This is a genomic window from Shewanella zhangzhouensis, assembly GCF_019457615.1.
GTDB classification, from domain to species: Bacteria; Pseudomonadota; Gammaproteobacteria; order Enterobacterales; family Shewanellaceae; genus Shewanella; species Shewanella zhangzhouensis.
In genome coordinates this window covers 1,418,101-1,442,197 of record NZ_CP080414.1, presented here as the reverse complement: position 1 = coordinate 1,442,197, position 24,097 = coordinate 1,418,101, and the positions used below count along the sequence as shown (strand labels likewise).

The 24,097-nt window shown below is 52.2% G+C and carries 26 protein-coding genes; 9 read left to right on the top strand and 17 right to left on the bottom strand.

Features of this window, described 5'->3' with window-relative positions; genetic code table 11:
• Positions 1 to 25: 25 nt before the first annotated feature.
• From rseP to rpsB, 8 genes are all read right to left on the bottom strand, one after another.
• Positions 26 to 1,396 (bottom strand): sigma E protease regulator RseP, encoded by a 1,371-nt coding sequence (gene rseP / locus K0H63_RS06240; protein ID WP_220067191.1) that lies wholly within the window; start codon positions 1,394 to 1,396, stop codon positions 26 to 28.
• Positions 1,397 to 1,420: 24 nt separating this feature from the next.
• A complete protein-coding gene (gene ispC, locus K0H63_RS06235) occupies positions 1,421 to 2,608 on the bottom strand; it encodes a 1-deoxy-D-xylulose-5-phosphate reductoisomerase (RefSeq protein WP_220067190.1) in 1,188 nt (395 codons plus the stop codon).
• Positions 2,609 to 2,610: 2 nt separating this feature from the next.
• Positions 2,611 to 3,468 (bottom strand): phosphatidate cytidylyltransferase, encoded by an 858-nt coding sequence (locus K0H63_RS06230; protein WP_220067189.1) that lies wholly within the window; start codon positions 3,466 to 3,468, stop codon positions 2,611 to 2,613.
• Positions 3,469 to 3,492: 24 nt separating this feature from the next.
• Positions 3,493 to 4,293, bottom strand: coding sequence for an undecaprenyl pyrophosphate synthase (gene uppS, locus K0H63_RS06225; protein ID WP_220067188.1), 801 nt, complete (start codon positions 4,291 to 4,293; stop codon positions 3,493 to 3,495).
• A gap of 82 nt (positions 4,294 to 4,375) precedes the next feature.
• On the bottom strand, positions 4,376 to 4,933 hold the full coding sequence (gene frr, locus K0H63_RS06220; protein WP_220067187.1) for a ribosome recycling factor: 558 nt from the start codon (positions 4,931 to 4,933) through the stop codon (positions 4,376 to 4,378).
• Between the two features lie 43 nt (positions 4,934 to 4,976).
• A complete protein-coding gene (gene pyrH / locus K0H63_RS06215) occupies positions 4,977 to 5,702 on the bottom strand; it encodes a UMP kinase (protein WP_220067186.1) in 726 nt (241 codons plus the stop codon).
• 68 nt (positions 5,703 to 5,770) lie between these two features.
• Positions 5,771 to 6,622, bottom strand: a complete 852-nt coding sequence (tsf, locus tag K0H63_RS06210; protein WP_011759256.1) for a translation elongation factor Ts — start codon at positions 6,620 to 6,622, stop codon at positions 5,771 to 5,773.
• 127 nt (positions 6,623 to 6,749) lie between these two features.
• A complete protein-coding gene (gene rpsB / locus K0H63_RS06205) occupies positions 6,750 to 7,478 on the bottom strand; it encodes a 30S ribosomal protein S2 (RefSeq protein WP_041410171.1) in 729 nt (242 codons plus the stop codon).
• A gap of 312 nt (positions 7,479 to 7,790) precedes the next feature.
• Between rpsB and map the strand changes: the two genes are divergently transcribed.
• From map to K0H63_RS06185, 4 genes are all read left to right on the top strand, one after another.
• Positions 7,791 to 8,591, top strand: a complete 801-nt coding sequence (map, locus tag K0H63_RS06200; RefSeq protein ID WP_203326461.1) for a type I methionyl aminopeptidase — start codon at positions 7,791 to 7,793, stop codon at positions 8,589 to 8,591.
• Between the two features lie 8 nt (positions 8,592 to 8,599).
• Complete coding sequence (glnD, locus tag K0H63_RS06195) at positions 8,600 to 11,170, top strand: bifunctional uridylyltransferase/uridylyl-removing protein GlnD (RefSeq protein ID WP_220067185.1); 2,571 nt, start codon at positions 8,600 to 8,602, stop codon at positions 11,168 to 11,170.
• A gap of 26 nt (positions 11,171 to 11,196) precedes the next feature.
• On the top strand, positions 11,197 to 12,021 hold the full coding sequence (gene dapD, locus K0H63_RS06190) for a 2,3,4,5-tetrahydropyridine-2,6-dicarboxylate N-succinyltransferase (protein ID WP_220067184.1): 825 nt from the start codon (positions 11,197 to 11,199) through the stop codon (positions 12,019 to 12,021).
• Positions 12,022 to 12,285: 264 nt separating this feature from the next.
• Entirely contained in the window at positions 12,286 to 12,633 is a 348-nt protein-coding gene (locus K0H63_RS06185) for a DUF3718 domain-containing protein (RefSeq protein WP_220067183.1), read from the top strand.
• A gap of 40 nt (positions 12,634 to 12,673) precedes the next feature.
• On the opposite strand, the gene purU is transcribed toward K0H63_RS06185, so the two are convergent.
• From purU to K0H63_RS06160, 5 genes are all read right to left on the bottom strand, one after another.
• Entirely contained in the window at positions 12,674 to 13,519 is an 846-nt protein-coding gene (gene purU / locus K0H63_RS06180; protein ID WP_220067182.1) for a formyltetrahydrofolate deformylase, read from the bottom strand.
• A gap of 159 nt (positions 13,520 to 13,678) precedes the next feature.
• Positions 13,679 to 15,136, bottom strand: a complete 1,458-nt coding sequence (locus K0H63_RS06175) for a PTS transporter subunit EIIC (RefSeq protein ID WP_220067181.1) — start codon at positions 15,134 to 15,136, stop codon at positions 13,679 to 13,681.
• Positions 15,100 to 15,564 (bottom strand): flavodoxin, encoded by a 465-nt coding sequence (locus K0H63_RS06170; protein WP_220067180.1) that lies wholly within the window; start codon positions 15,562 to 15,564, stop codon positions 15,100 to 15,102. The genes K0H63_RS06175 and K0H63_RS06170 overlap by 37 nt, the downstream gene beginning before the upstream one ends.
• A 375-nt stretch (positions 15,565 to 15,939) precedes the next feature.
• On the bottom strand, positions 15,940 to 16,752 hold the full coding sequence (gene truC, locus K0H63_RS06165) for a tRNA pseudouridine(65) synthase TruC (protein WP_258405666.1): 813 nt from the start codon (positions 16,750 to 16,752) through the stop codon (positions 15,940 to 15,942).
• The gene (locus tag K0H63_RS06160) at positions 16,742 to 17,116 is read right to left on the bottom strand and encodes a YqcC family protein (RefSeq protein WP_258405665.1); all 375 of its coding nucleotides are present in this window, start codon (positions 17,114 to 17,116) and stop codon (positions 16,742 to 16,744) included. Before K0H63_RS06160 ends, truC begins: the two co-directional genes overlap by 11 nt.
• Before the next feature lie 64 nt (positions 17,117 to 17,180).
• Here K0H63_RS06160 and K0H63_RS06155 point away from each other — a divergent pair, with 64 nt between their 5' ends.
• Positions 17,181 to 18,194: a DUF3549 family protein gene (locus tag K0H63_RS06155; RefSeq protein ID WP_220067179.1), complete on the top strand. Its 1,014-nt coding sequence runs from the start codon at positions 17,181 to 17,183 to the stop codon at positions 18,192 to 18,194.
• The gene (locus K0H63_RS06150) at positions 18,191 to 18,580 is read left to right on the top strand and encodes a DUF3301 domain-containing protein (protein ID WP_220067178.1); all 390 of its coding nucleotides are present in this window, start codon (positions 18,191 to 18,193) and stop codon (positions 18,578 to 18,580) included. The genes K0H63_RS06155 and K0H63_RS06150 overlap by 4 nt, the downstream gene beginning before the upstream one ends.
• A 1,832-nt stretch (positions 18,581 to 20,412) precedes the next feature.
• On the opposite strand, the gene K0H63_RS06145 is transcribed toward K0H63_RS06150, so the two are convergent.
• Together K0H63_RS06145 and K0H63_RS06140 are read right to left on the bottom strand one after the other, a co-directional pair.
• Positions 20,413 to 20,727 carry an Mpo1-like protein gene (locus tag K0H63_RS06145; protein ID WP_220067177.1) on the bottom strand — a complete coding sequence of 105 codons (315 nt, stop codon included), beginning with the start codon at positions 20,725 to 20,727 and terminating at the stop codon, positions 20,413 to 20,415.
• Entirely contained in the window at positions 20,717 to 21,358 is a 642-nt protein-coding gene (locus K0H63_RS06140; RefSeq protein ID WP_220067176.1) for a GNAT family N-acetyltransferase, read from the bottom strand. Before K0H63_RS06140 ends, K0H63_RS06145 begins: the two co-directional genes overlap by 11 nt.
• A 134-nt stretch (positions 21,359 to 21,492) precedes the next feature.
• Here K0H63_RS06140 and K0H63_RS06135 point away from each other — a divergent pair, with 134 nt between their 5' ends.
• Complete coding sequence (locus K0H63_RS06135; RefSeq protein WP_220067175.1) at positions 21,493 to 21,723, top strand: DUF2789 domain-containing protein; 231 nt, start codon at positions 21,493 to 21,495, stop codon at positions 21,721 to 21,723.
• A 1-nt stretch (position 21,724) separates the two neighbouring features.
• Here the strand turns inward: K0H63_RS06135 and K0H63_RS06130 are convergent, their stop codons facing one another.
• Complete coding sequence (locus tag K0H63_RS06130) at positions 21,725 to 22,081, bottom strand: DUF3192 domain-containing protein (RefSeq protein ID WP_220067174.1); 357 nt, start codon at positions 22,079 to 22,081, stop codon at positions 21,725 to 21,727.
• A 144-nt stretch (positions 22,082 to 22,225) separates the two neighbouring features.
• On the opposite strand from K0H63_RS06130, the gene K0H63_RS06125 reads away from it, so the two are divergent.
• Together K0H63_RS06125 and K0H63_RS06120 are read left to right on the top strand one after the other, a co-directional pair.
• Positions 22,226 to 22,534 (top strand): hypothetical protein, encoded by a 309-nt coding sequence (locus tag K0H63_RS06125; protein ID WP_220067173.1) that lies wholly within the window; start codon positions 22,226 to 22,228, stop codon positions 22,532 to 22,534.
• Positions 22,534 to 23,307, top strand: coding sequence for a Zn-ribbon-containing protein (locus K0H63_RS06120; RefSeq protein WP_220067172.1), 774 nt, complete (start codon positions 22,534 to 22,536; stop codon positions 23,305 to 23,307). Before K0H63_RS06125 ends, K0H63_RS06120 begins: the two co-directional genes overlap by 1 nt.
• 100 nt (positions 23,308 to 23,407) lie before the next feature.
• On the opposite strand, the gene syd is transcribed toward K0H63_RS06120, so the two are convergent.
• Positions 23,408 to 24,055 (bottom strand): SecY-interacting protein, encoded by a 648-nt coding sequence (gene syd, locus K0H63_RS06115; RefSeq protein WP_220067171.1) that lies wholly within the window; start codon positions 24,053 to 24,055, stop codon positions 23,408 to 23,410.
• Positions 24,056 to 24,097: the final 42 nt, after the last annotated feature.

Sequence of the window (24,097 nt, the reverse complement as noted above, 5' to 3'; positions counted from 1 at the left end):
CTTCTGATTATTTGTCTGTCCTTGCTCAGAGTCGGGCAAAATCATTGAAAAGGGCGATACTCATCAACATTAGCAGCAAGGCTGCCCCAAATCTGAATCCTATTTCCTGAACCTTTTCGGGTACAGGCTTCCCGGTGATCACTTCCACAAAGTAATACAGCAAATGGCCCCCATCGAGCACGGGTAAAGGCAACAGGTTAATGATGCCCAGGTTCACGCTGATAAGAGCCAAAAATCCCAAAAAGTACACCAAGCCGTAGTTGGCGCTATTCCCGGCGCCCTGAGCGATTGAAATCGGACCGCTCAGATTCTTCACCGATACATCTCCGGTAAAGAGTTTACCTATCATCTTCACACTCACCACAGTCAACTGCCAGGTCTTGTCGGCAGCAACAGCCAGTGAGTCTAACACGCCATATTTCAACTGAATACGCATGGATTCAGGCAGTTCGCTGGCCTGGGGTGTAATGCCAATTAAGCCAACGTCCTTACCCTGGGCGTCTTTACCGAGTTTCGGCGTGGCGGTCAGCTGTTTTTGCTCGCCACCACGTTTGATAGTGACTTGCAACGGCTTGTTGGCAGAGGTCTGAATTGTGGCCACAAACCATTCCCACCCGCCATAGCTGACACCATTGATACCGACAATCTCATCTCCGGCTTTGATACCCGCTTCATCTGCGGCGCTGCCTGGCGTCACAGCCGCCACTAAGGGCAACACTTGAGGCCTCAGCATACCCAGTCCAAGAGTGCTGATAGCCGACTCTTTTTCCGGGTCAAATTTCCAGTTACGGGTATCCAGGGTGTAGGTACGCTCGTCACCGCTCTGCCCTTCCAGGCGAGTCAAAGGTGCCAGTGTCAGGCTCAGGCTGTCGTCCCCTATGTGGCCAACCAGCGCGAGGTTGACCTCTTCCCAGTTGCGCACCTTCTGTCCTGAGACCGCAAGGATTTGCATGGGTTCCGTGACTGTGATGACAGACGCCGAAGAATTTTGGTGGGTAGCATTAATCACCGGCTTTAAGGAGGGCACGCCAATCAGGTACATGATGTAGAGCGCAAACACGGCGAAAATGAAATTTGCCACCGGGCCAGCTGCCACAATAGCGATGCGCTGCCAAACGTTTTTGCGATTAAACGCCTGGGACTGGAGCGTTGCAGGCACGTCGTCAACGCGCTCATCCAGCATTTTGACATAGCCACCCAGTGGGATCATGGCGATGACATACTCGGTACCATCCTGGCCAACACGACGCCAGATGGGCTTACCAAAACCGATGGAGAAACGCTCCACCTTCACGCCACAGCGCCGGGCAATATAAAAGTGTCCGTATTCGTGCGCAGTGATCAGTAAACCCAGCGCAACGATGAAAGATGCGGCATTCCAGAGGATGTCGTACATGTCTCTCCTTCGAGTAAATTCCTATTAAACCCGGCTAATCAGTTGGTTCGCCAGTCGGCGCGCCTCCCAATCCAGCGCGAGTATGGCATCCAGTGAGTCCAGATGCGTCTTGGCTATCTTACCCAGACATTCGCCATTAATCACAGCGATATCAGTAAATCCAATCCGTCCGTCCAAAAACGCAGCCACAGCCACTTCGTTGGCGGCATTGAGCACAGTGGTCGCCTCCTGGCCTTGATGGCAGGCATCCATGGCAAGTTTCAGGCACGGGAAACGGCTGTAATCCGGCTCACAAAAGCTTAAGTGTCCGACTTTGAAAAAGTCCAAAGGTTCCACACCGGCTGAAATTCGCTGCGGATAGGCCATGGCATGGGCAATGGGAGTACGCATATCCGGGTTACCCATTTGTGCCAGCACGCTGCCGTCACGGTACTGGACCATGGAATGAATGACACTTTGCGGATGAATAACGACCTTGAGCTCATCTCTGGCGGTGTTGAACAGCCAACGGGCCTCAATAAACTCCAGCCCCTTGTTCATCATGGTGGCCGAGTCTACTGAGATTTTCGGGCCCATGGACCAATTGGGATGCTTACAGGCCTGAGCGGGCGTCATGGCGGCCAGCGTGTCCAGTGGCGATGTTAAAAACGGGCCACCGGAGCCGGTCAGTAAAATGTGGGAAATACCGGCAGCGGATAAATCACAGTAACCGATTTCTCGCTGTACCTGCTCTGGCAGGCACTGGAATATCGCATTATGTTCACTGTCCACCGGTAAGAGCTGGGCGCCGCTCTTCTTGGTTTCCTCGATAAAGAGTTCACCGGACATGACCAGTGCTTCTTTATTGGCAAGCAACACCCGTTTACCGGCACGAACCGCAGCGAGGGTTGGCAGAAGTCCCGCAGCGCCCACAATGGCGGCCATAACAGTATCTACCTCGGCGGCCGTCACCAGCTCAATCAGCGCATCATCACCGCTGGAAACCTCAATCCCAAGTCCCGTCGGCAAGGCTTCAGCCAGGCGTTTCGCAGCAGATTCATCCACCATGTGGGCGTAACGGGGGCGATGCTCGATACACAGCTCCCGCATCCGTTCCACACTGGTGGCCGCCACCAAGGCAAATGCCCGATAACGCTCCGGGTTACGTTTGATGACATCCAGAGTACTTTTACCGATAGAGCCTGTGGCCCCGAGGATCACCATATTTTGCATGATTACATCCAGAAGGCGATGTAGATAAGGGTAAAGACCGGCAGCGCCGCCGTCAGGCTATCGATGCGATCGAGTACCCCACCGTGACCGGGCAAAATGGTGCCTGAATCTTTAATGTTGGCCACCCGCTTGAACATGCTCTCGGTTAAATCACCAAGCGCCGAAGCCAGTGCGGTAAAGAGGGTCACGGCAATCACCAGTCCCAGCTCCTGCTGGGGTGACAGACTCATCACAATAGCCACCACTATCATGGTGGTAAGCAAGCCGCCCACCAGGCCTTCCACGGTTTTGGCGGGGCTAACATTGGGCGCAAGCTTGGTGCGCCCCAGTGCCTTACCAACAAAATAAGCCCCCGAGTCTGCAGCCCAGACTACCAACATCACCAAAAAGACCATCACACCACCGAAGTAGGGTGATGCGGCGGTACTCAGGGATTTAAGGGCAATGAGTGCGACAAAACAGGGCAACAGCGTCAACTGCCCAAACATGGATTTCAGCATATGGCTGCGCTGCCACAGGCGAGCGCTTTTGGGATAGGTCACGACCAGCGCCATGGCAATAACCCACCACAATCCGCCCAGCAGCGTCACCGCCAGAAAAATGGGGTGCAATTGCCCCGAATGCCACACCTCGGATGCGGGCACCAATATATTCAGGGCCACCAGCAAAATGCCCAGGGTCAGCGTAAAGCTCCACTGGGTCATCTGACAACCGGCATCAATAATTCGTCCCCACTCTTTTGCGGCAATTAAAAATACGCCCACCAGCGCCCAGGCAAAAATGGATGAAGGCAAATAGAAGATGGCGCCAAATACCAGTGGGATAAGCCAGATTGCTGTTATTATTCGTTGTTTTAGCAAAAAACGTCCCTCGTAAAAGATGACTTAAGCACGCAAGGCTTCGATTTGACTTCCGGTCAAACCAAAACGGCGCTGGCGGCTCGCAAATAAAGCGATAGCCTCTTTGAAACACTGCTCGTCGAAGTCCGGCCACAGGGTGTCAGTAAACACCAACTCAGCGTAGGCCGCCTGCCAGAGCACAAAATTGCTGATGCGGTAATCGCCACCAGTACGGATCATTAAATCAACTTCGCCCTGATTTTGCATGCATAAATGCTGACTTAATGCCTCTTCGGTAAACTGACTGCTGTCGATTTCACCAGATGCCAGCTTTTGTGCCAGCTGCTGTGCTGCCTGGAGTATGTCCCAGCGCCCGCCATAGTTAGCTGCAACGTTAAGGACAAGGCCAGTGTTCTTGGCTGTTTTCTCTTCGGCGTCGCGAATTTGCTGCTGCAGCCTGTCCGAGAAACGGCTGGTATCACCGATGATGTTCAACCTGACCCCATTTTTACTGAGCAGCTTGATTTCCCGTTTAAGCACAGTGAAAAACAGCTCCATCAGCAAGCTGACTTCCGCATCGGGGCGACGCCAGTTTTCGCTGGAGAAGGCAAACAGGGTTAACGACTTGATGCCCAATTGGCTTGCAGTACTCACAGCCCGGCGCACGGCCTTAACGCCCGCCTTATGCCCCATTACTCTGGGTTTGCCCTGTGCCTGTGCCCAACGGCCATTGCCATCCATAATGATGGCCACATGCTGGGGCAGAGACTGGTTGACCAACCCTGAGACATCACCGAGTTGAGCATCCAACGCCAAATCAGCGGCAATTTCCCTATTGGAAGACATCGATATACAACCCTATAAATAAACAAACGCCGTGTAGTATACCCCTACACGGCGTCTTAACTCTAGCTTGCTGACCGGAGGGTTAGACCTCCATCAACTCCGCTTCTTTGGCAGCCAGGATCTCGTCGATCTTCTTAATGTGCAGATCGGTGATTTTCTGAACTTCTTCTTCGGAGCGACGTACGTCGTCTTCGGTACACTCTTTCTCTTTTTCCAGCTGCTTGAAGCTGGAGTTGGCATCGCGACGTACGTTACGAATGGCTACACGGCCCTGCTCTGCTTCGGCGCGAACCACTTTAACCAGGTCACGACGACGCTCTTCAGTCAGTGGCGGCAGCGGAATGCGGATGGTCGCACCGGCAGACATGGGGTTCAGACCCAGGTCTGAGCTCATGATGGCTTTCTCTACCGCTTGAATGGCGCTGCGGTCAAACACGTTTACCGCCAGAGTGCGAGAGTCTTCAATGGTTACGTTACCCACTTGCTTCAGGGGCGTCATGGAACCGTAGTAGTTTACCTGAATGGTATCCAGCAGACTTGGGTGGGCACGGCCAGTACGGACCTTGGCCATTTGGGCCTTGGTGGCCTCTACACACTTGCCCATGCGATCCTGAGCATCTTTCTTGATATCTTCAATCACGTTAAATGTCCTTTTCGGTCATTAATGTTCGCAAACTTGTCGCTTATTTCTTGATGATGGTGCCTTCACCTTCACCCATGATAACACGGCGCAGGGCACCGGGCTTGTTCATGTTGAATACCAAAATAGGCATATCATGGTCACGTGCCATGGTAAAGGCAGATAAGTCCATCACTTTCAATTCTTTGTCGAGAACTTCGGCATAGGAGAGTTCATCGTATTTGACGGCTTCCGGGTCCTTCATAGGATCGGCGGAGTAAACGCCATCAACTTTGGTGCCTTTTAACACGACATCGGCTTCAATTTCAATGCCACGCAGACAGGCCGCCGAGTCGGTGGTGCAGAAAGGATTACCAGTACCGGAAGCGAATATCACCACACGTCCGGACTTGAGCAGGCTGATAGCCTCGGCCCAATTATAATCGTCACACACCCCTTTCAAGGGAATGGCAGACATCAGACGGGCATTCACATAGGCACGGTGCAAAGCATCGCGCATTGCCAGACCATTCATCACGGTCGCCAGCATACCCATGTGGTCACCCACCACGCGGTTCATACCTGCCTTGGCAAGACCTTCTCCACGGAACAGGTTACCACCACCAATCACTACCCCGACCTGGATCCCCAGTTCTACCAGTTCTTTGATTTCCTGAGCCATACGATCCAGTACGCTGGGATCAATACCGAAGCCCTCAGAGCCCATCAGGGCCTCACCACTTAACTTAAGAAGAATGCGTCGAAATGCTGGTTTTGGATTGGTGCTCATGATTTTTATCCTGATTATAACAAGACCGCAGCGGCTGCTGCGGTCTTGGGGTACTTACCTAGCGGCGATTAGGCCTTTTGAGAAGCAGCGATTTGCTTGGCCACTTCGGCCGCGAAATCTTCTTCTTTCTTCTCGATACCTTCACCCACTTCGAGGCGGATGAAGTTAGCAACAGTAGCGCCTTTCTCTTTCAGGAATTCGCCAACAGTCTTCTTAGGCTCCATGATGAATGGCTGACCGGTCAGAGAAACTTCACCGGTGAACTTCTTCATACGGCCTTCAACCATCTTCTCGGCGATTTCTTTTGGCTTGCCTTCGTTGATGGCGATTTCAACCTGAACTTCACGCTCTTTGGCAACCACTTCAGCAGGTACGTCTTCTGGGTTTACGTACTCTGGCTTGGATGCAGCAACGTGCATGGCCAGATGCTTCAGAGTTTCTTCGTCAGCGGTACCGGTAACAACTACACCGATACGGTCGCCGTGGCGGTAGGCAGCAACGTTTTCACCGTCGATGTACTCAACGCGACGTACGTTGATGTTTTCACCGATTTTGGCAACCAGTGCAACACGAGCTTCTTCAAACTGTGCTTTCAGGTCTTCAACGGATACTTTACCGGCAGCAGCCACTTCCAGAACCTGGTTAGCGAAAGCCAGGAAGTTAGAATCTTTGGCTACGAAGTCAGTTTGGCAGTTAACTTCCAGCAGAGCAGTGAAACCAGCACCTTGCTTGATCAGGATGGTACCTTCAGCAGCGATGTTACCGGCTTTCTTGGCAGCTTTGGCAGCGCCACTCTTACGCATGTTATCGATAGCAAGCTCGATATCACCGTTAGTCTCTTCCAGAGCCTTTTTACAATCCATCATGCCGGCGCCAGTGCGCTCACGCAGTTCTTTAACCAGGGCAGCAGAAATTGCCATTGTTAAATTCCTCTTTGAGTTTCGGCAATCATTTGCCGAGTAAGCAGGTATAAAACAGGGGCCCACGGGCCCCTGTTAACCAATCATAGATCTTGGTTAATAAGGGAGATGAAGCTCATCAACCTTATTATTCGGCTTCAACGAAACCGTCTTGCTCAGCTTGTACAGCCAGATCCTGACCACGGCCAGCTTTGGCAGCAGTGGCAGCAGCTTCGGTGTACAGGCGGATAGCACGCATAGCGTCGTCGTTACCTGGAACGATGTAGTTCACGCCGTCTGGAGAAGCGTTGGTATCAACCACAGCAACTACTGGGATACCCAGGTTGTTGGCTTCTTTGATGGCGATGTGCTCGTGGTCGGCACCGATCACGAACAGAGCATCAGGCAGACCGCCCATGTTCTTGATACCACCCAGAGACTTCTCGAGCTTTTCCAGCTCGCGAGTGCGCATCAGGGCTTCTTTCTTGGTCAGCTTGTCGAAAGTACCGTCAACAGACTGGGTTTCCAGCTCTTTCAGACGCTTGATAGACTGACGAACGGTTTTCCAGTTGGTCAGCATACCGCCGAGCCAGCGGTGATCAACATAGTACTGGTCGCAAGAAACAGCAGCTTCTTTGATAGCTTCGCTGGCAGCGCGCTTGGTACCAACAAACAGGATTTTACCTTTCTTGGAAGCTACGTTGCTGATGAAAGCCAGAGCTTCGTTGAACATTGGTACAGTGTGCTCGAGGTTGATGATGTGTACACCGTTGCGGGCACCGAAGATGAATGGCTTCATCTTTGGGTTCCAGTAACGGGTCTGGTGACCGAAGTGAACACCGGCCTGGAGCATGTCGCGCATTGAAACTGTAGTCATTTTGAATACCTTAAAAAGTAAAAGGGGTTTGACCTCCACGCGTCCCATGACCTCGACCCCCGGCCTTTGACCGGAAGCACCCCGAGGCATGTGCCGACACGTGTGCGATTTAGTATTTACAGATTAGCCATGTATAATGGCAGCCATATTTCACTCACCACTGCCCGGGTTCTCCCCACGCGGTGTTTTTGAGAGTCAAACATAACGGCGCGCTTTATACCATAAATCAGCCCGCAATACAAATTTTTGCGGGCTGATTTATGGCACGTCAGCGCCCCAATTCCCTGTGATACTAGGTGAGAAAACAACTGCATGAGTATAGTCATCAAGACCGCCGATGAGATAGAAAAAATGCGCGCCGCAGGTAAGCTGGCCGCAGATGTTCTTGAAATGATTGCCCCCTTTGTCAAGGCTGGCGTCACTACCAATGAACTCAACGATATTTGCGCCAAATACACCGAAGAACAGGGTGCCATTTCCGCGCCGCTCAACTATCACGGTTTTCCCAAGTCTATCTGCACCTCTGTCAATGAAGTGATCTGTCACGGCATTCCTTCTGACCAGCCACTGAAAGACGGCGATATCCTCAATATCGACATCACCGTCATTAAAGACGGCTACCACGGTGACACCTCCAAGATGTTTTTCATCGGTGACGTGTCTCCCAAAGACAAGCGTCTGTGCCGCATCGCTCAGGAAAGCCTGTATGCCGCCATTCGCAAGGTTCGCCCCGGCATGAAGCTGGGTGAAATCGGCGCCACCATCGAAAAAGTGGTCAAGGGTGCCAAAACCGGTCTGGAGAAGTACAGCATTGTCCGTGACTACTGTGGTCACGGTATTGGTGCCACGTTCCATGAAGAGCCTCAGGTGGTGCACTACAAAAACACCGACAATACCCTGCTGCGCCCTGGCATGTGCTTTACCATTGAACCCATGATTAACGCCGGTCGCCACCAAACAGTGCTCGACAAAGACGATGGCTGGACTGTGACCACCATCGATGGCAAAAACTCAGCCCAGTACGAACACACTCTATTGGTGACTGAAACGGGTGTAGAAGTGCTCACCCTGCGCAGTGAAGAAGATTTCCCCCGTATTATCAATCATAAATAAGGTAATCCATGACGACGGCTCAGCAGGCCAAAGCCTCTTTACAGGCGCTGAATCAGGAACTGGCGCTGGCCTTCGCGGCCCGTGAAGATGTAGTCGAACTGGTCAGGCGCCGATGCCGGGTCGTCGATGAATTACTGCAAACCGCCTGGAGCCAGCACGGCCTGGCCAACTTCCCCATCGCGCTGGTTGCGGTGGGGGGATATGGTCGTGGTGAGCTGCATCCCCACTCAGATATAGATTTGCTGATGTTGGTGGATGAGAAGCTCCCCAAGGAAGCCGAGTTTGTCCTCGGTTACTTTATTGCCTTTTTATGGGACGCGGGCCTGGAAATTGGCCACAGCGTCCGTACCATCAAAGATACCCTTACCCTCGGCCGGGACGATATCACCATCGCCACCAATTTGTTGGAGGCGCGCTTTCTCGCCGGCAAAGAGTCCCTGTTTGATGAGCTGTACGATGCCATCCGCACCCAGGACTTTTGGCCATCCAGCGATTTTTTTGTAGCCAAGCGGGATGAGCAGCATGCCCGGCACACCAAGGCGAGCGCGTTCGATTTGGAACCCAACGTCAAAAGTTGCCCGGGTGGCCTTCGCGACATCCAAACCGTGGCCTGGGTTGCCATGCGTCACTTCAATGCGTCGCGCCTCGAAGAACTGGTCGGTTACGGTTTTCTTGAGCCGATAGAACTTGAAGAGCTTCTGGAGTGTCAGCAATTTTTGTGGCAAATCCGCTTTGCCCTGCACATCGCCTCTGGACGGGACGAAAACCGCTTACTGTTTGACCTGCAGCGCCAGGTCGCAGAGCTCCTGGGCTACGAAGACAAGACCCAGCTTGCTGTCGAACAGATGATGAAGCTCTACTACCGCACGGTTCGGCGGGTGATGGAGCTCAATGAGATGCTGCTGCAGCTGTTCAAACGCGCAACATTGGGCCACACCAAAGCGTTGGAAATTGTGCCGATAAACGACAACTTTCAGCGCCGTGGCAGCTTTATTGAGGCCCTTTCGGCCAATCCGTTCGTGAAGCCGGAAGACATCATGGGGCTGTTTCTGCTGATAGCCCGCAACTCCAATATACGGGGTATCTACGCCCCTACCCTGCGCTCAATGCGCCAGGCACGAAAGGCGCTCACCCAGCCACTGATGGAATACCCAGAATGCCGCCAGGTGTTTATGGAAATCCTGCGCCATCCGCGGGGAATTTCGGCATTTTCCCTGATGCACAAGCACGGTATTCTGTCGGCCTATTTGCCTGCCTGGCGCGCCATCGAAGGCCAGATGCAGTTCGACCTCTTTCACGCCTACACCGTGGATGAACACACCCACAGGCTGCTGCTCAATATCGAACGCTTTTCGCAGCCGGAGCAAAAAGATGAGTTCCCCCTGGGTTCTGTGCTGATTAACCAGCTGCCGAAAAAAGGTCTGCTGGTGCTCGCGGCCATCTTCCATGATATCGCCAAGGGCCGCGGCGGCGATCACAGCAAGCTTGGCGCTGTGGATGCGCTGGCGTTTTGTAAGTCCCATGGCCTGAACGATCACGATGGGCGCTTGGTGAGCTGGCTGGTTGAAAACCACCTGGTGATGTCGGTGACAGCCCAAAGGCGGGATATTTCAGACCCCGATGTAGTGGCCGACTTTGCCGGCAAGGTGCGCGATGCGGTGCACTTGAGTTATCTCTATTGCCTGACGGTGGCGGATATCTGCGCCACCAACGAAAAAACCTGGAACAACTGGAAAGGCTCACTGCTGCGGGACCTGTACTTTTCGACTCAAAGGGTGCTGGCGCGGGGTAAAGAAAAACCGGTGGATATCCGCGCCCGGGTGCGGGAATACCAGGCCAAGGCCAAAAAAGAGCTGCTTCGCCGTGGTGTGAAGGAAAAAGAACTCGATGCCCTGTGGGCGAGATTCAAAGCCGATTACTTTTTGCGCCATCAGCCCAATCAAATCGCCTGGCATGCCGAGGGCATTCTCAAACACCGCCAGGATGAGCCGCTTGTGTTGATTTCCAAGCACACCACCCGGGGCGGCACTGAGTTATTTGTTTACTGCCGCGACAAACCCAAGCTGTTTGCCACAGTGATGGCAGTATTGGACAACAAGAACATCAATGTCCACGACGCGACGGTAATGACCTCCAAGGATAACTATGCCCTGGACAGCTTTGTTATCCTTGAGCAGGATGGCGAACCCCTGATGCAGTTGTCGCGCATTCAGAGTATCCGCAAGGGCCTAGAAAAGGCACTTGCCAGTGAAAACCCCAGACCGCCAAAGTTCCGTAAGCTTTCCCGCAAGATGAAACCTTTTAACGTACCAACACAGGTCAGTTTTCTGCCGGGTAGCCGTCATGGTACAAGTATGATGGAACTTATCGCTCTGGATATGCCCGGCCTGCTCGCAAGAGTGGGTGACATTTTCTACCGCTGTGAGATAACCTTGTTGGCAGCAAAAATCACCACTATCGGTGAGCGGGCTGAAGACTTTTTCGTACTGCAAACCAATGACGGTCAGGCCCTCAGTGAAGAGGAACAGCGACGGCTTAAAGAGGCACTGGTCAGTGCCCTGTCCCAGACAATTTTTTAACACCTTATCAAAACGGGAGAACCCACATGGAGGCTTTACGCCAGCGTATCGAGGCGGCTTTTGAAGCTCGCGCAACCATCACCCCAAGCAGTGTCGAGCCAGGCGTGCGTGCCGATGTTGAGACAGTCATCAACATGCTCGACAAGGGCGAAATGCGCGTGGCCGAGAAAATCGACGGCCAGTGGCATGTTAACCAATGGCTGAAAAAGGCCGTACTGCTGTCGTTCCGCATTTTTGACAATGGCGTTATCGAAGGCGGTGAAACCAAGTACTTCGATAAGGTACCCATGAAGTTTGCTGACTACGACGAAGCACGTTTCCGCGCCGAGGCCATCCGCGTTGTGCCCCCGGCTGCCGTTCGCAAGGGCTCGTTTATCGGCAAAAACACCGTGCTGATGCCATCTTACGTTAACCTCGGTGCCTATGTTGACGAAGGCACCATGGTTGATACCTGGGCGACCGTGGGCTCCTGTGCGCAAATTGGTAAAAACGTGCACCTGTCAGGTGGCGTAGGCATCGGCGGCGTACTCGAGCCGCTGCAGGCCGGTCCTACCATCATTGAGGACAACTGCTTCATCGGTGCCCGCTCTGAAATCGTGGAAGGCGTGGTGGTAGAAGAAGGCTCTGTGATCTCCATGGGCGTGTACATTGGCCAGAGCACCCGCATTTACGACCGTGAAACCGGTGAAATCCACTACGGCCGAGTTCCTGCCGGTTCAGTGGTGGTATCAGGTACCCTGCCCTCTTCCTGTGGGAAGTACAATCTGTACGCCGCCATCATAGTGAAGAAGGTAGATGAAAAGACCCGCGGTAAAGTCGGTATCAATGAACTGCTGCGTATTGTCGATTAAATAGTACACAATATAAAAAAGCAGACTCAGGTCTGCTTTTTTATTGTCTGAACTTATCCACCGCAATGTAATGGCGGTGCATTACGCCAGTCAATTTTCAAACACTTGCCAATCTGCATGCAAAAGTATCCCCCACCAGGCCCCATGGGGGATACAGCACGGTGGACAGTCACAAATTCATACAGAATGACATACTTTATGTGTCGATTTTGTGTAAGGAGAGAGCTGTAATCTAGGGGTGTCTGTACAACGAGGAGAGTACAAATGAAGATACAACACGCCTTTGCCGCACTGACTTTAGGATGTCTGAGTCTGGGTGCAACCGCCGCCATGAGCCCCGATGTGGAAAACAAGCTGATTGCAGTATGTAAAACCGGATTGAGTGACAGCCAGGTGCAATTCCATTCGACTATGAAAGAACACCGCATTAACGAAACCCGGGTGTTCCCCCGCCTGGTTTGCAACGGTGAAACCTTCTATGACTTCGCCGTATCCAACGGGTCAAACCGCACTGCCGAACGCATTGCCCGCTACCTGCCAGGTAAAGTCACCATCAAAGATTTGGCCATGAATCACGCCGATGAAATGCTTTATGTAGAGTTCGACAAGTAGCACAAAAAGGCGCCGAGGCGCCTTTTTGGTGGGTGCTGCGTTAAAACACCACGGTTTTGTTACCGTAAACCACGACCTTATCGGCCAGTACCAAACCCAGCGCCCGGCTCAACACCGATTTTTCCACATCCCGTCCTGCCCTTGCCATCTCCGCTGCACTGTAATTGTGATCAACGTGAATGACATCCTGCTTAATGATAGGACCTTCATCCAGACAATTATTCACAAAGTGAGCCGTAGCCCCGATTATCTTCACGCCGCGCTCCCAGGCCTGCCGGTAGGGATTGGCACCAATAAAGGCCGGCAAAAACGAGTGATGAATATTGATGATGCGATTGGGATATCGCGCAACAAATTCCGGCGTCAGAATACGCATAAACTTGGCAAGCACCAGATAATCCGGGGCGTAAGGCGCAATGACCTCAGCCAGCGCCGCTTCATGCTGGTGTCTGTCCAGCCCTTCGTGGCTGACATAATGAAAAGGAATATCAAATTTCTCTGTGAGCGGTTTGAGTTTGTCGTAATTACCCACCACGGCAGCAATATGTACGTCCAGAGCGCCATAATAGGCCTTCATCAATAAGTCACCCAGGCAGTGCGCCTCCTTGGTCACCAATACCACCACTCTTTTGCGCCCGGCCGGCTTCAGGCTGGTGTGATGGTGTGCCGGCAGCACCTCATCGAGCGCGCCAAGTAAGCCGGCTTCATCTACCAGGCCTTCCAGCTCGGTACGCATAAAAAAGCGCCCTTCGGTATTATCGACAAACTCGTCGTTTTTGATGATGTTGAGGCCATTTTCAAAACACACGCCCGTAATTTTGGCGATAAGCCCCTTGGCATCGGCACAATCGGTAATCAATACCCGGCGATCTGATGGTTGCAACACACACTTCCCCTATTCGTTGTATTTTGGGCAGCATGCCACAGGCACAGCATTAATAGCGAATTACGCTGATTTTTATCAGCTATCAGGCAAACACACGGGAGGAAACAGGGAAAAACGCAAAAAATTGGCAGTAAATTTCAAGATTTCACAACAGACGGCTTAGCTACGGGTATCCAGATAACGCTGCAGCAGCTTTCTTAAAGTCTCGGCCTTGGTGCCAAACACCAACTGAACGCCACTGCCCACCACAATGACACCTTTGGCTCCCAATGACATCAACCTTTGCCTGTCTACCTGGGTGGGATCGGCAACGCTGATCCTAAGACGGGTAAGGCACGCAGAGAGATCGGCAATGTTTCCGCCGCCGCCCAGTGCTGAAACGATGGCGAGCAAATTGCGCTGCTGGCCCGTATCGGCTTCAAAGCGGCCGGGAGTCTTCAGGTTAAAGGCCAGAATACAGGCCCGGAACAGGATGTAGTAAATCACAAATGTCAGCGGCCCCAGGAACCAAATCCAATGGGTATTACTCGATTGGGGAAACAGGAGTACGAAATCCACCAGACCATGGGAAAATACCACACTGTGGTGAATATCAAGCAAAATGGCGATGCTGTAAGCTAGGCCAGTCAGCAGGGCATGGCACAGGTACAGGAGTGGTGCCACAAACAAAAAGGCAAATTCTATCGGCTCGGTCACCCCGGTCAGCCAGCTGGCGGTCGCCGCCGATAACATCACCCCGGCCACCCGGTTGCGTTGATTCTTGTCGGCGCAGCGCCATATCGCCAGTGCGGCAGCGGGCAGTCCCCACATTTTAATCAGGTAGCCACCTGCAAGGTTACCCGCAGAGGGATCGCCGGCAAAATATCTCGCCATCTCCCCCCGTACAATGTCGCCATCATGGGCATACTGACCCACTTCCAGATAAAACGGCGCATTCCAGATATGGTGAAGCCCAAGTGGCAGCAATAACCGCTCAACCATGCCGTAAAATCCAAAAGCAATCGCAGGCTCCTGATACACGGCCCAGTCAGATAAACGCTCAATGGATAAGGCAAGTGGCGGCCAGATAAACGCCAGCATCACCGCGAGCAACATGACCAAGGGGATCATTATCAGCGGGGCACTGCGTCTGCCTTCAAAAAACGAAAACACGGCAGGCAGCCTGAGTTTTTCACTGAGTCGCACCGCAACGCAGGTGATCCCCCCCACCAACATGCCGCCGGCTATGCCGGTATCTATGGTGGGCGTACCCCAGACTATGTGGGAGGGCAAATGATAGACCTTGGCTGCCGCTGCCAGAGTAGACAGCAGCACACCATAGCCAAAGGCAGCAGAGAAGGCGGCAATACCCTGATCGCGGCAGAAACCAATGGCGACGGCAATGGCAAACAGCATGGGCATAATGTCGAAGATGAGCTTGCCTACACTCAACATCAACACATTGAACACATCCGGAATAAAGGGCAAGGGATTGGTTGCAATCCCTATCATGACGCCCGCTGCCGGCAGTATGGCGATGGGAATAAGCAGCGTTTGGGACAGCCGCTGGGCAAACCTGAACCAGTGACGGTTCAGGCGGGTTAGTCGTTCAGGCCGTGCTGAACTTGCTGGTGCCATTGCGTCAGCCACGTTTTGGCCTCTAATTCCGGTTCCATGGTTTCCATTGCATCTATGCGCAGCAGCGGCAGGACCTGTTTGGCCCCCAACTCTGCAAAGAGTGCATCCAACTTTTCGCCGGCACCACAAAACTCGCTGTAGCTGGAATCTCCCAGGCCAATGACGCTGTAATGAAGACCGGGTAGATAGGGCGCGGTGGATTGGATGCGGTAATACCAGGATTGGATGTCTTCCGGTAAATCACCGCTGCCAGTGGTGGACGACACCAGAATCAATAATCCTTCATTACTGGGAGTGAAGGCGTTCAGCTCATGGGATTGCCATAGCCGCACGCCATAACCCAGAACTGCGAGTTCGTCTGCCAGGGTTTCAGCCACAAACTGCGCGCTGCCATAAACAGTACCGAATGCCAGGTCAACGTGTTTCATTTCGGGGTAAATCTCCCGGTTTAATTTAAAATAATCAGTAATATGGACTCAAACATACGCGAAAGCACCAATCACAGGCAAGTTATCATATTCATTGGCGACATTTCCGTTATTCGTGCTACCTTGTTAAGGGTTCTGCTTCAAGCCCTTTTCGGGGAAGGACAGATTTGAAGCACAGATAACCATGGACGGATGCTCATTTACGGGAAGCACGCCATGCAACCGAGCTGCCGCAAGAAACAGCACAAAGCCTGTCAGCACAGACGAAGCCGTTACTTTCAAAGTCAAAAAATCTGGCCCGATGTTCCCCATACTCAAGTGGCAGGTTTTGTCAGCCTTGCCGAAATCAAAGCAAGGCTGAAACAAACAGGCTGATCAGGCAATAAGCATGGATGGTGATAATGCCAAGGTTGCCTCGTCCCATCCCAGCCCGGAAAACACATTAAGCCACTCAGGCTCCAATTCAGTTTCAATGGCGATAGGCCCCCCCGTAAGTGGGTGTGTCAGCTCCAATCGTTTCGCAATCAGCCACAAGCGATTGACCCCAAAGTGCTCGCGGAAAAAGCGGTTTTGCTTGCCATCACCATGGGTTGTATCACCCACGATAGGATGGCGCAGATGCGCCATATGCCTGCGTAGTTGATGTTTGCGTCCCGTTTGGGGCTGCAGATGCATCAGGGCAAAACGGCTGCTTGGATAACGTCCGGATGAATAGGGAATTTCACTGTTCAGCAGTGGCCGGTAAGCCGTAATCGCCTCCTGGGCAGGCTTATCGGGGTCAACGTCTTTATCGGCTAACTCATCAAGCTCTTCTTTGAGAGCGTAATCAAGTACGCCTGCGTCAAACATATTGCCGCGAACCAATGCCAGATAGTGTTTGCGGATGTTGTGGCTGGCAAACTGACCGCACAGGCTATTGGCCACCTCGCTGGATTTGGCAAAGAGCAATACACCCGATGTTGGCCGGTCAAGACGGTGAACCGGAAACACATGACAACCCACCAGATCCCTTGTCAGCTGCATCGCAAACCAATGTTCCTTTCGCGCTAGATATGTGCGATGCACAAGCAGCCCGGCAGGCTTATGAATGGCCACCATGGCTTCATCTTCGTAGAGGATTTCAATGGCAGGCGCCGTGTCGGCAAATGCCAACTCAAAAGTACCGGCCTGTACTGTTTCATTTTCCATTAACGGCATCATCCAGATTTGCAAGGATAATCAACAGGGTGTCTTTGTCTTCGTGAGTGCCCCAAACATGCTGGGCCATAGGCAATACGGACATCGCCGAGGGGAGTGGCTGTCCTGTCTCCAGAAGCGTGCGAAACCGTGGCAAAAAGATAAACTGCAGCCACTCTTCAAACGCCAATAAGTCACAACCGAATGGGGCCTGACTGGCCAGGGCTTGTGCTGTTGGCATCTCATCCCGCCACAGCAACGCGGCTTTAAGCGCATGTTCCAACTCGTCAAGCAGTGAAATCAGTTTAGTGTCGAACATGGGCAAACGGGCAGCGGACATGGGGAAAGACTCTGCTGAAAAGGGCAATTGTACCATCTTGCGCCACTTAACCCTATAATGGCGCCCCATCGGAACACTCTCTTTTACAGGCCGCTTTCAGATGGCAGAAATCACCAGCATCAGTCAATTTCTTTCCACCGCCAAGACCCAGTTTCAGGTGTACGATCTCGGGCGTCGGGTGCAACATATCGACGCCATGGCCTTTGCCCAAATTGAAGCATTGCAGGCCCCCTACCCTTACCCCATTCAGGGGCACGCCAAAATGGCACTGGTATTTTGGGATGCCAGCGAACAGCACTTTGTGTGGTTTATCAGTCTGCCGCTGGATGAGCGGGGCCTGCTGAGCCCCGCACCGCGCAGCCAGTTCATTCAAATGATTTTGGAGGCGCTTGGTCAGGATTTGACCCGAACGCTGAGCGAAGATGAGCAGCAGAAGATGGCCAATCATCCGTTCAGCTTTAAACCCACTCAGGAGAAACTGGCTATATTTAATGCGTTGGTGCGCCGTCATCTGGGACGTGCGGCCTCCAGTCAGTATGAATTTGCCGCTCAGTATCTGTCAGGCCAACTGCCGGCAGAGTCCTGGCCGAACGTGGGGTTTCAGGGGCTCGCCGACATCTGTGTCAGACTCGGTGAGTTGGACCATGCTACCATAGTGGCCCGTGCCCTGAACAATGCGCCTATGGAAGTTCAGATAGCCCTCTGTCAGTGCCTCGAACATGTGCTGGTATCTGATGAAGTAAAAGACGCGCTCTTGGCGGGCCTCGAAGAATACAGGGATGCACGTCTCATCTATTTTTTGCGCGCCCTTGGCAGCCAATCTGATGCCTCTGTGCAAGCCATCGCCACCCTGACCGAGAAGCGGCTGCTAACCGAAGAGGTGCTGATCTGCATCGCAGGACGGAATTGGTTGGCGCTGCGGGATGATGTGTGTCGCAAAAACTTCCTGGAAGCGCTGGCCTTGATGCCGCAAGACTTTTTCAATCAAGTCTTTGCTGATATTGTGGCTATCCCGGCACTGCGCACGTCCATGCTGATGGCTATCCGGGACCCGAATCGCAGCGATGCCCTGTCTCTGGCCATCGGCGGACTCTTCAAGGCGACCAAATCATGATGACCGACTTGCTTTTACTCCTTGGCGTTGCTTTGATTGCAGCGTTTTTCTGGCAATTGAGACAAATGGCAGAAATTGCCCGCATGTTCGCCGAAAAAGAAGCAAAGCGCCAAAACGTGCAATTACTGGCAATTGCCCAGCTCAGTGCCAAACCAACTTTGGGAGCCAGTACCGGAATAGGTTGGAAAGCAAGTTATCTGTTTGAGTTCTCGACCGATGGCATCAATCAATATCGGGGCCAAATTCATATGCTGGGCAAAAAGATTCAGAAAATTGAATGGCCGATTTTTCCCGAACCTGAATGGCATCAGGCGCCTACAGCAAGGGGTTCATTGGGTGGGGGCTGCGGCAGCAAAAGTAATTGTAGTTCCGGAAGCTGTCGCTGAGTGTAAGCCTTAAGCCGCGCGAATGCCGCTATTTCCATAGGGAAAACAACCCTCATCGGAATGTCAGTCAGGAGTTCGTTCGCAGGTTAAATCGAATAACGCATCGAAGAGCGGGCACCGGCCCGCTCTATTTTTAGTGCCAGGAATGGCGACTGACATAACACCGATGCAAGCAATCGATTCCGGATAAGAACGCGTTAACCAACACAAAGCGTTGCTCTTTACCAAGCTTTGCCTTCAATTGGCGACACAACTTGCCTCTAGCACTTAGCTTAGCCGCTCTCCCAGTGTAAGCCATTTCATCGTATTGTGAATCAGTGCGCTTGGTTAACATCAGCATAAGAGAGCGATAAGACGAGATTCTTAGATGCGGATAAGTTGAGACGTTGATGGAAAGCTGTCTCCAACCTGTCCGTACCTGATTAAACAGGCAAAACACAGAGGCTGAAAATAAGAAAGGGTGCGGCCCTTTCGGACCGCACCCATCTGTTTCCCTGTTAAGCCATCCAGCTATTATTGTGCTCCCTGCACCATCCATGCGTATGCGTTGCTTCCTGCGTCGTCCTTGGCTTTCCTTTGCTTGTCCCTGTACTTGCGTACTTTCCATCTCACTCGGTTATCCCTTGACCGAGCCTGCTCCATCCGTGAGCGTGTCCTGACTTCATCCCTGACGAGTTTCCATACTCAACCGTCCGTGTTTTGCGCCATCCGGGGCACTCAAACTTTCCTTCCTGGAGAGCTCTGGCGTCCTTTGCCGCTATTCCAACATCCTGTTGGCACATCCTGTGATTTACTTCCTTGTCCGATACATCCTGCATCGGTGCTCCGTTCCTGGAGACTTTCCTGTCATCGTCCTGATTTGGCATCCTTTGCCAGCATCATTCCCTCGACAATTTGAATTTTACTGATTGCAGCGAGTTTAGGGATGGGGTTTACACGATTGTGATCACTGACGCAAAAATGTCACAGGACAAAATCAAATCTATTTGCATGTTTTCATTCATTATTTAATTTCCATAAGGAAATTCATCCCATGCACAAACCCGCATATCTTACATAAGGTGTGAGAAATATCTCACACGGCATGTAGTCAGTTTGTCTTAACCCCCGGACAGTACTCAGCGGTCTGACTATCGACAGCGCCAATTAACGGGCAAATGGAAAACTGACGCAAAGAAAAAGGGCGCGTCTTAAAGGCGCGCCCCATTTTTACCTTGTTAGCCATCCCGCTAAGTTGTGCTCCCTGCACCATCCATGCGTCTCGTTGCATCCAGCATATCCCTGGCATCCTGGCCATGTTCCCTGTACTTTCGTACTCAATCCTTTGACCGGTCGCTTCCAGCTACCGTTCCTGCTGCATCCCTGAGCGCTATCCTTATCGCGTCCTGCTTACTGATCCTTTCAGCACTGATTCCATTAACCGCTAATCCTTAACGGTGCTGTTCATCCTGAACCTGTCCTGAATATCCTGCTGTCATCCTGACTCAGGCATCCTGCCTGTCCTTACGGCCACTGCGTCCCTGACCTGCCTGATACCCTGCGCATCCTGCCGGGCGCGGCACCTTCATTGGCACCGATGGAATTGGAACATCCTTATTCAGCGTGTGAGTCATTCCCTGACTGCAAATAAAGTCTAACAAATACGGGGGAGGAACACGGTGTCACACCCAGGCACTGGATGCTTAATGATGGGCTTAAAACACCTATACATCTGGTAACTTGATGTTTTTGAAGGAGGCAGCCCCAAGCGGGTAGTCTATGTCGGAGAGATTTAGCCATTTTGTCCTACGCCGCGTGTGAGATATGTCTCACACGGACAATAGAGATCTGTATCAGTCACATGTGTTGCGTTTTTTGCCGGAAATAAAATCCCACAGCATTACCCAATCACCCAGAAAGCTGTACCAGGGATGACGAAATGTCGCAGGCCGGTTTTTTTCAATAAAAAAATGACCTATCCAGGCAAAGCCATATCCCACTACCGGCAATAACCAGGCCCACTGCCACTCACCTGAAATTAACAGAATAAGCAGAAGTAACAGCACCAAGGATGATCCCAGGTAGTGTAAGGCGCGGCAAAGCGGATGGGCGTGTTCACTGAGATAATAGGGGTAAAACTCTCTGAAACTCTGAAACTTAGGCTTCATTGGATGGCCTGCGATAAAACATCAACTCACCTTCCACTTTATCAAAGTGAATGGGACCAAGGCTTTCAAAACCATTGGATTGGAAAAGATGCTTATGCGATGGATGGCTGACAAATACCCCTATGCCATCCAACTCAGGTTGATCGTCACACCAGGACTGCACTGCTTTGAGCAGTTGCTGGCCGTGCCCTTTACCCTGCTCTGTTGGCGCCAGCGCAATAAACTGCAAAATGCCACAGGCCTTACCGGGCAGATGCTCCAAAATTTGGGCCTCTTTTTTCAAGATCATCTGGGTGGACTGCCACCCTGTACCCAACAACATTTTCAGGCGCCAATGCCAATTTTTAGCTTCCCCCAAGGGCGCATGTTGGCTAACCACGCAGGCAATGCCTATCAGACGGTCTTCATCAAACCAACCCACCAGGGTTTGCTCCTGTTGCCACAGCTCGTTAAGCTCTTCACGGATGGCTGCCCTGAGCTTTTGCTCGTAGGATACCTTGTCTTCGTACCCAAGGGTTTGCATGAAAAACGGGTCATCATGGTATGCGTTATAAAGAATTGAGGCGGCAACTCTCAAATCTTCAGCGGTGAGATAAACAGCGCGAAACCTTTCCTGAGTCTGGTGTTCCACTCTTGTTATTCCTTGATCCAGATCACACACAAACCAATGTAACAAGCCTTAAAAAAAGTGCAATTATTAATCGAGTTTGCCTTTTTAACGCGAGCAATCAATTATTAACCCATGGTGTCAGCCGGAGGATTAAGATGGATACAACTCCCGTGGATCTCAGTCATTTATTTGAACAGTTGGGGCTGGACAGCAGTGATAAGGCCATCAGCCAATTCATTGATAATCACACAATAGGCGCCGACCTGGCCATCTGGCAGGCCGACTTCTGGACGCCGGCACAAGCCGGATTTTTAAAAGAATCGCTTGAAATGGATGCCAACTGGTCAGAACTCATTGACCTGTTGGACACCCGGCTACGTAAATAGATCAGCCCTTGCGATAGGCAGTTTCACCCCAGCCAACCAAACGGTTATCGTGCAGTACCACAGGTGTGCATTCTTCTTTGGTGGTGCTGCCATCACCGTGTAATCTGTGGGTGCGGTAAAAAAACACCTGCACTTCTTTACCATCGGCCTGCCAGGCTTCATGGAAATCCGCTTTACCCATCAATGTCAGTACCTGGGATTTATCCATCCCCAAGCTGAGCTGCGTCAGATGATCTCTGTTAACCTGCTGCGTTTTTTCCCAATCCTGATAACTGCTGACACCGTCACCCACATTAACCACGCAACCACCGAGCACCAAACTCCCGGCTAACATTAGCCCCAAATAAACTGCTTTCATTCCTTTTCTCCTTATGATGACCGCTGTGGTAAACTCACAGCCATAGCGGTCAAGGGTCAGCAAGAAACAAGCCAAAATATAAGCAATTGTTTTATAGATGATTTAATTTTTTGCTTGTGGATCTATTAAGGAATTTCACTAACTATGAGTCAAATTGAGCAGGTGCTGGCAGTTGCCCGTTCTTTGGAACAGAAAGGCCTGGAGCCCAGTGTGGCCCTCATCAAGGCCAATCTGGCGCAGGCCGTCCCTATGCCGGTCATCATCAAGGGCTTGACTCAGTACAAGCAACTCAGTCATGCCGACAAAGCAAAACTGGCAACACCCATCAGCGAAGAGCCCAGAACAACAGCACCGTCTGAGCTGGATGCACTGCGTCAGCGGGTAGCCATGCTTGAGACCTTATGCCAGAACCTGAATGAGCGCCTCAAATCGCTCGAAGAGGGTAAACACTGATGTTCGTTTGCGAAGTGCGTTTTGAGTGTTTTGCAGACACCACCATCAGTGCAGCTCAGCATGCCATCAATCACCTGCTCGAAGCCTGGCGAGCCAACGGACAAATTCTCGGTCGCGAGTTTGCGGTCAGCTTTAACGACGGCGAGTTTAAGGCGCGCCTGATGTTGCCGGCACAGGATAGTCTGGCTAACCGCCATAACAGCCCGTGGGCCAAAGCAGCCTTAAAAGGACTCACTGATGCCAAGATACTGCCTCCAAGGGAAAAACTCTTAGGGCAGGACATCAATGCCAATGAAAGCGCCACTCACACACCCGAGTGGCAACTGCTGTACACCAGCTATGTGCACATGTGTTCACCGGTGCGCAGCGGAGATAACCTGCTGCCAATCCCGCTCTACAAGCTGCCGGCAACCTTTAATGGCGATCACAAGCAATTGATCCGCTGGCAGACCGAGTGGCAGGCCTGCGACGAGTTGCAGATGGCCTCTGCTACCAAGGCGGAATTTGCAGCGCTGGATGAGCTTTGTAATGTCGGCAGCGATCTGTTTCGCCGCGGCTGGGATCTCCGTGGGCGCATCGAATACCTCACCAAAATCCCCACCTACTACTACTTGTATCGAGTAGGCGGCAGCAGTTTACAGGATGAGCTGGCGCGGCCCTGTCCCCGCTGTGGCAGTACAGACTGGCGTTTGGATGAGCCACTGCTCGACATGTTCCATTTCCGCTGCGAGCCCTGTCGTATTGTCTCCAATCTGTCCTGGGATTATCAGTAAACCGGATAGACATCAGGTAAATCTGCCAACCTTGACCAACAAAACGTGGCCAACAAAAAAGGCGCCAGAAGGCGCCTTTTTGATGCTTCGGATTTACTATTCAGCGGCCCGTCAGGTTTTGCCACATCCGCTTGAGACTGGCGAAAATGCCCGGATGCGAATTTACTGTAACCGCTGACTCCTGATGGCGCTGAGGCGGCGCTACCCTGGGGGTTAGCTGCAGCAAAAACGCTTCGAGACTCTCTGCCAATTGCTCATGGGGCTCCTGCCCTGCAACCTCACGCCAGACACTGCCATCGGCATTGTTTACCGAGACCATCTCATCCACGTCGCCAATCAAGCCGACAAACCAGGTCTGGGGCTGCTTGAGCTGCTTTTTCATCATCAGATGGCCGAGTATGTTTTGCTGCAACAACACAAAATCGTCTTCGTTCCAAATTTGAATGAGCTCCCCTTCGCCCCAGGGGGAATCGAACTGCAACGGACCGGCAAATACATGTCCATAAAAATCGTTGATATCGCGGTGTAATTCGATATCCATGGCATGGGATACGTTGTCGAATACCGCGACTTCTTGCCTTGAAACCATCTGCCAAGGCTGGGGCTCGTCGCTGACGGCAAGTGCGTCGTCAGCCAGGCAAGGAGAGGGCCTGCCGTGGGTAAAACAACGGGGCAGTTCACCCAATCGCTCCACGAAGGCGGCTTTATAGATTTCGTGAAATTTTGTCAGTGCAGCCAGACAAGACACTTAAGAACCGTCCAAACTAGGTTATAATGTGCCCCTATTTTG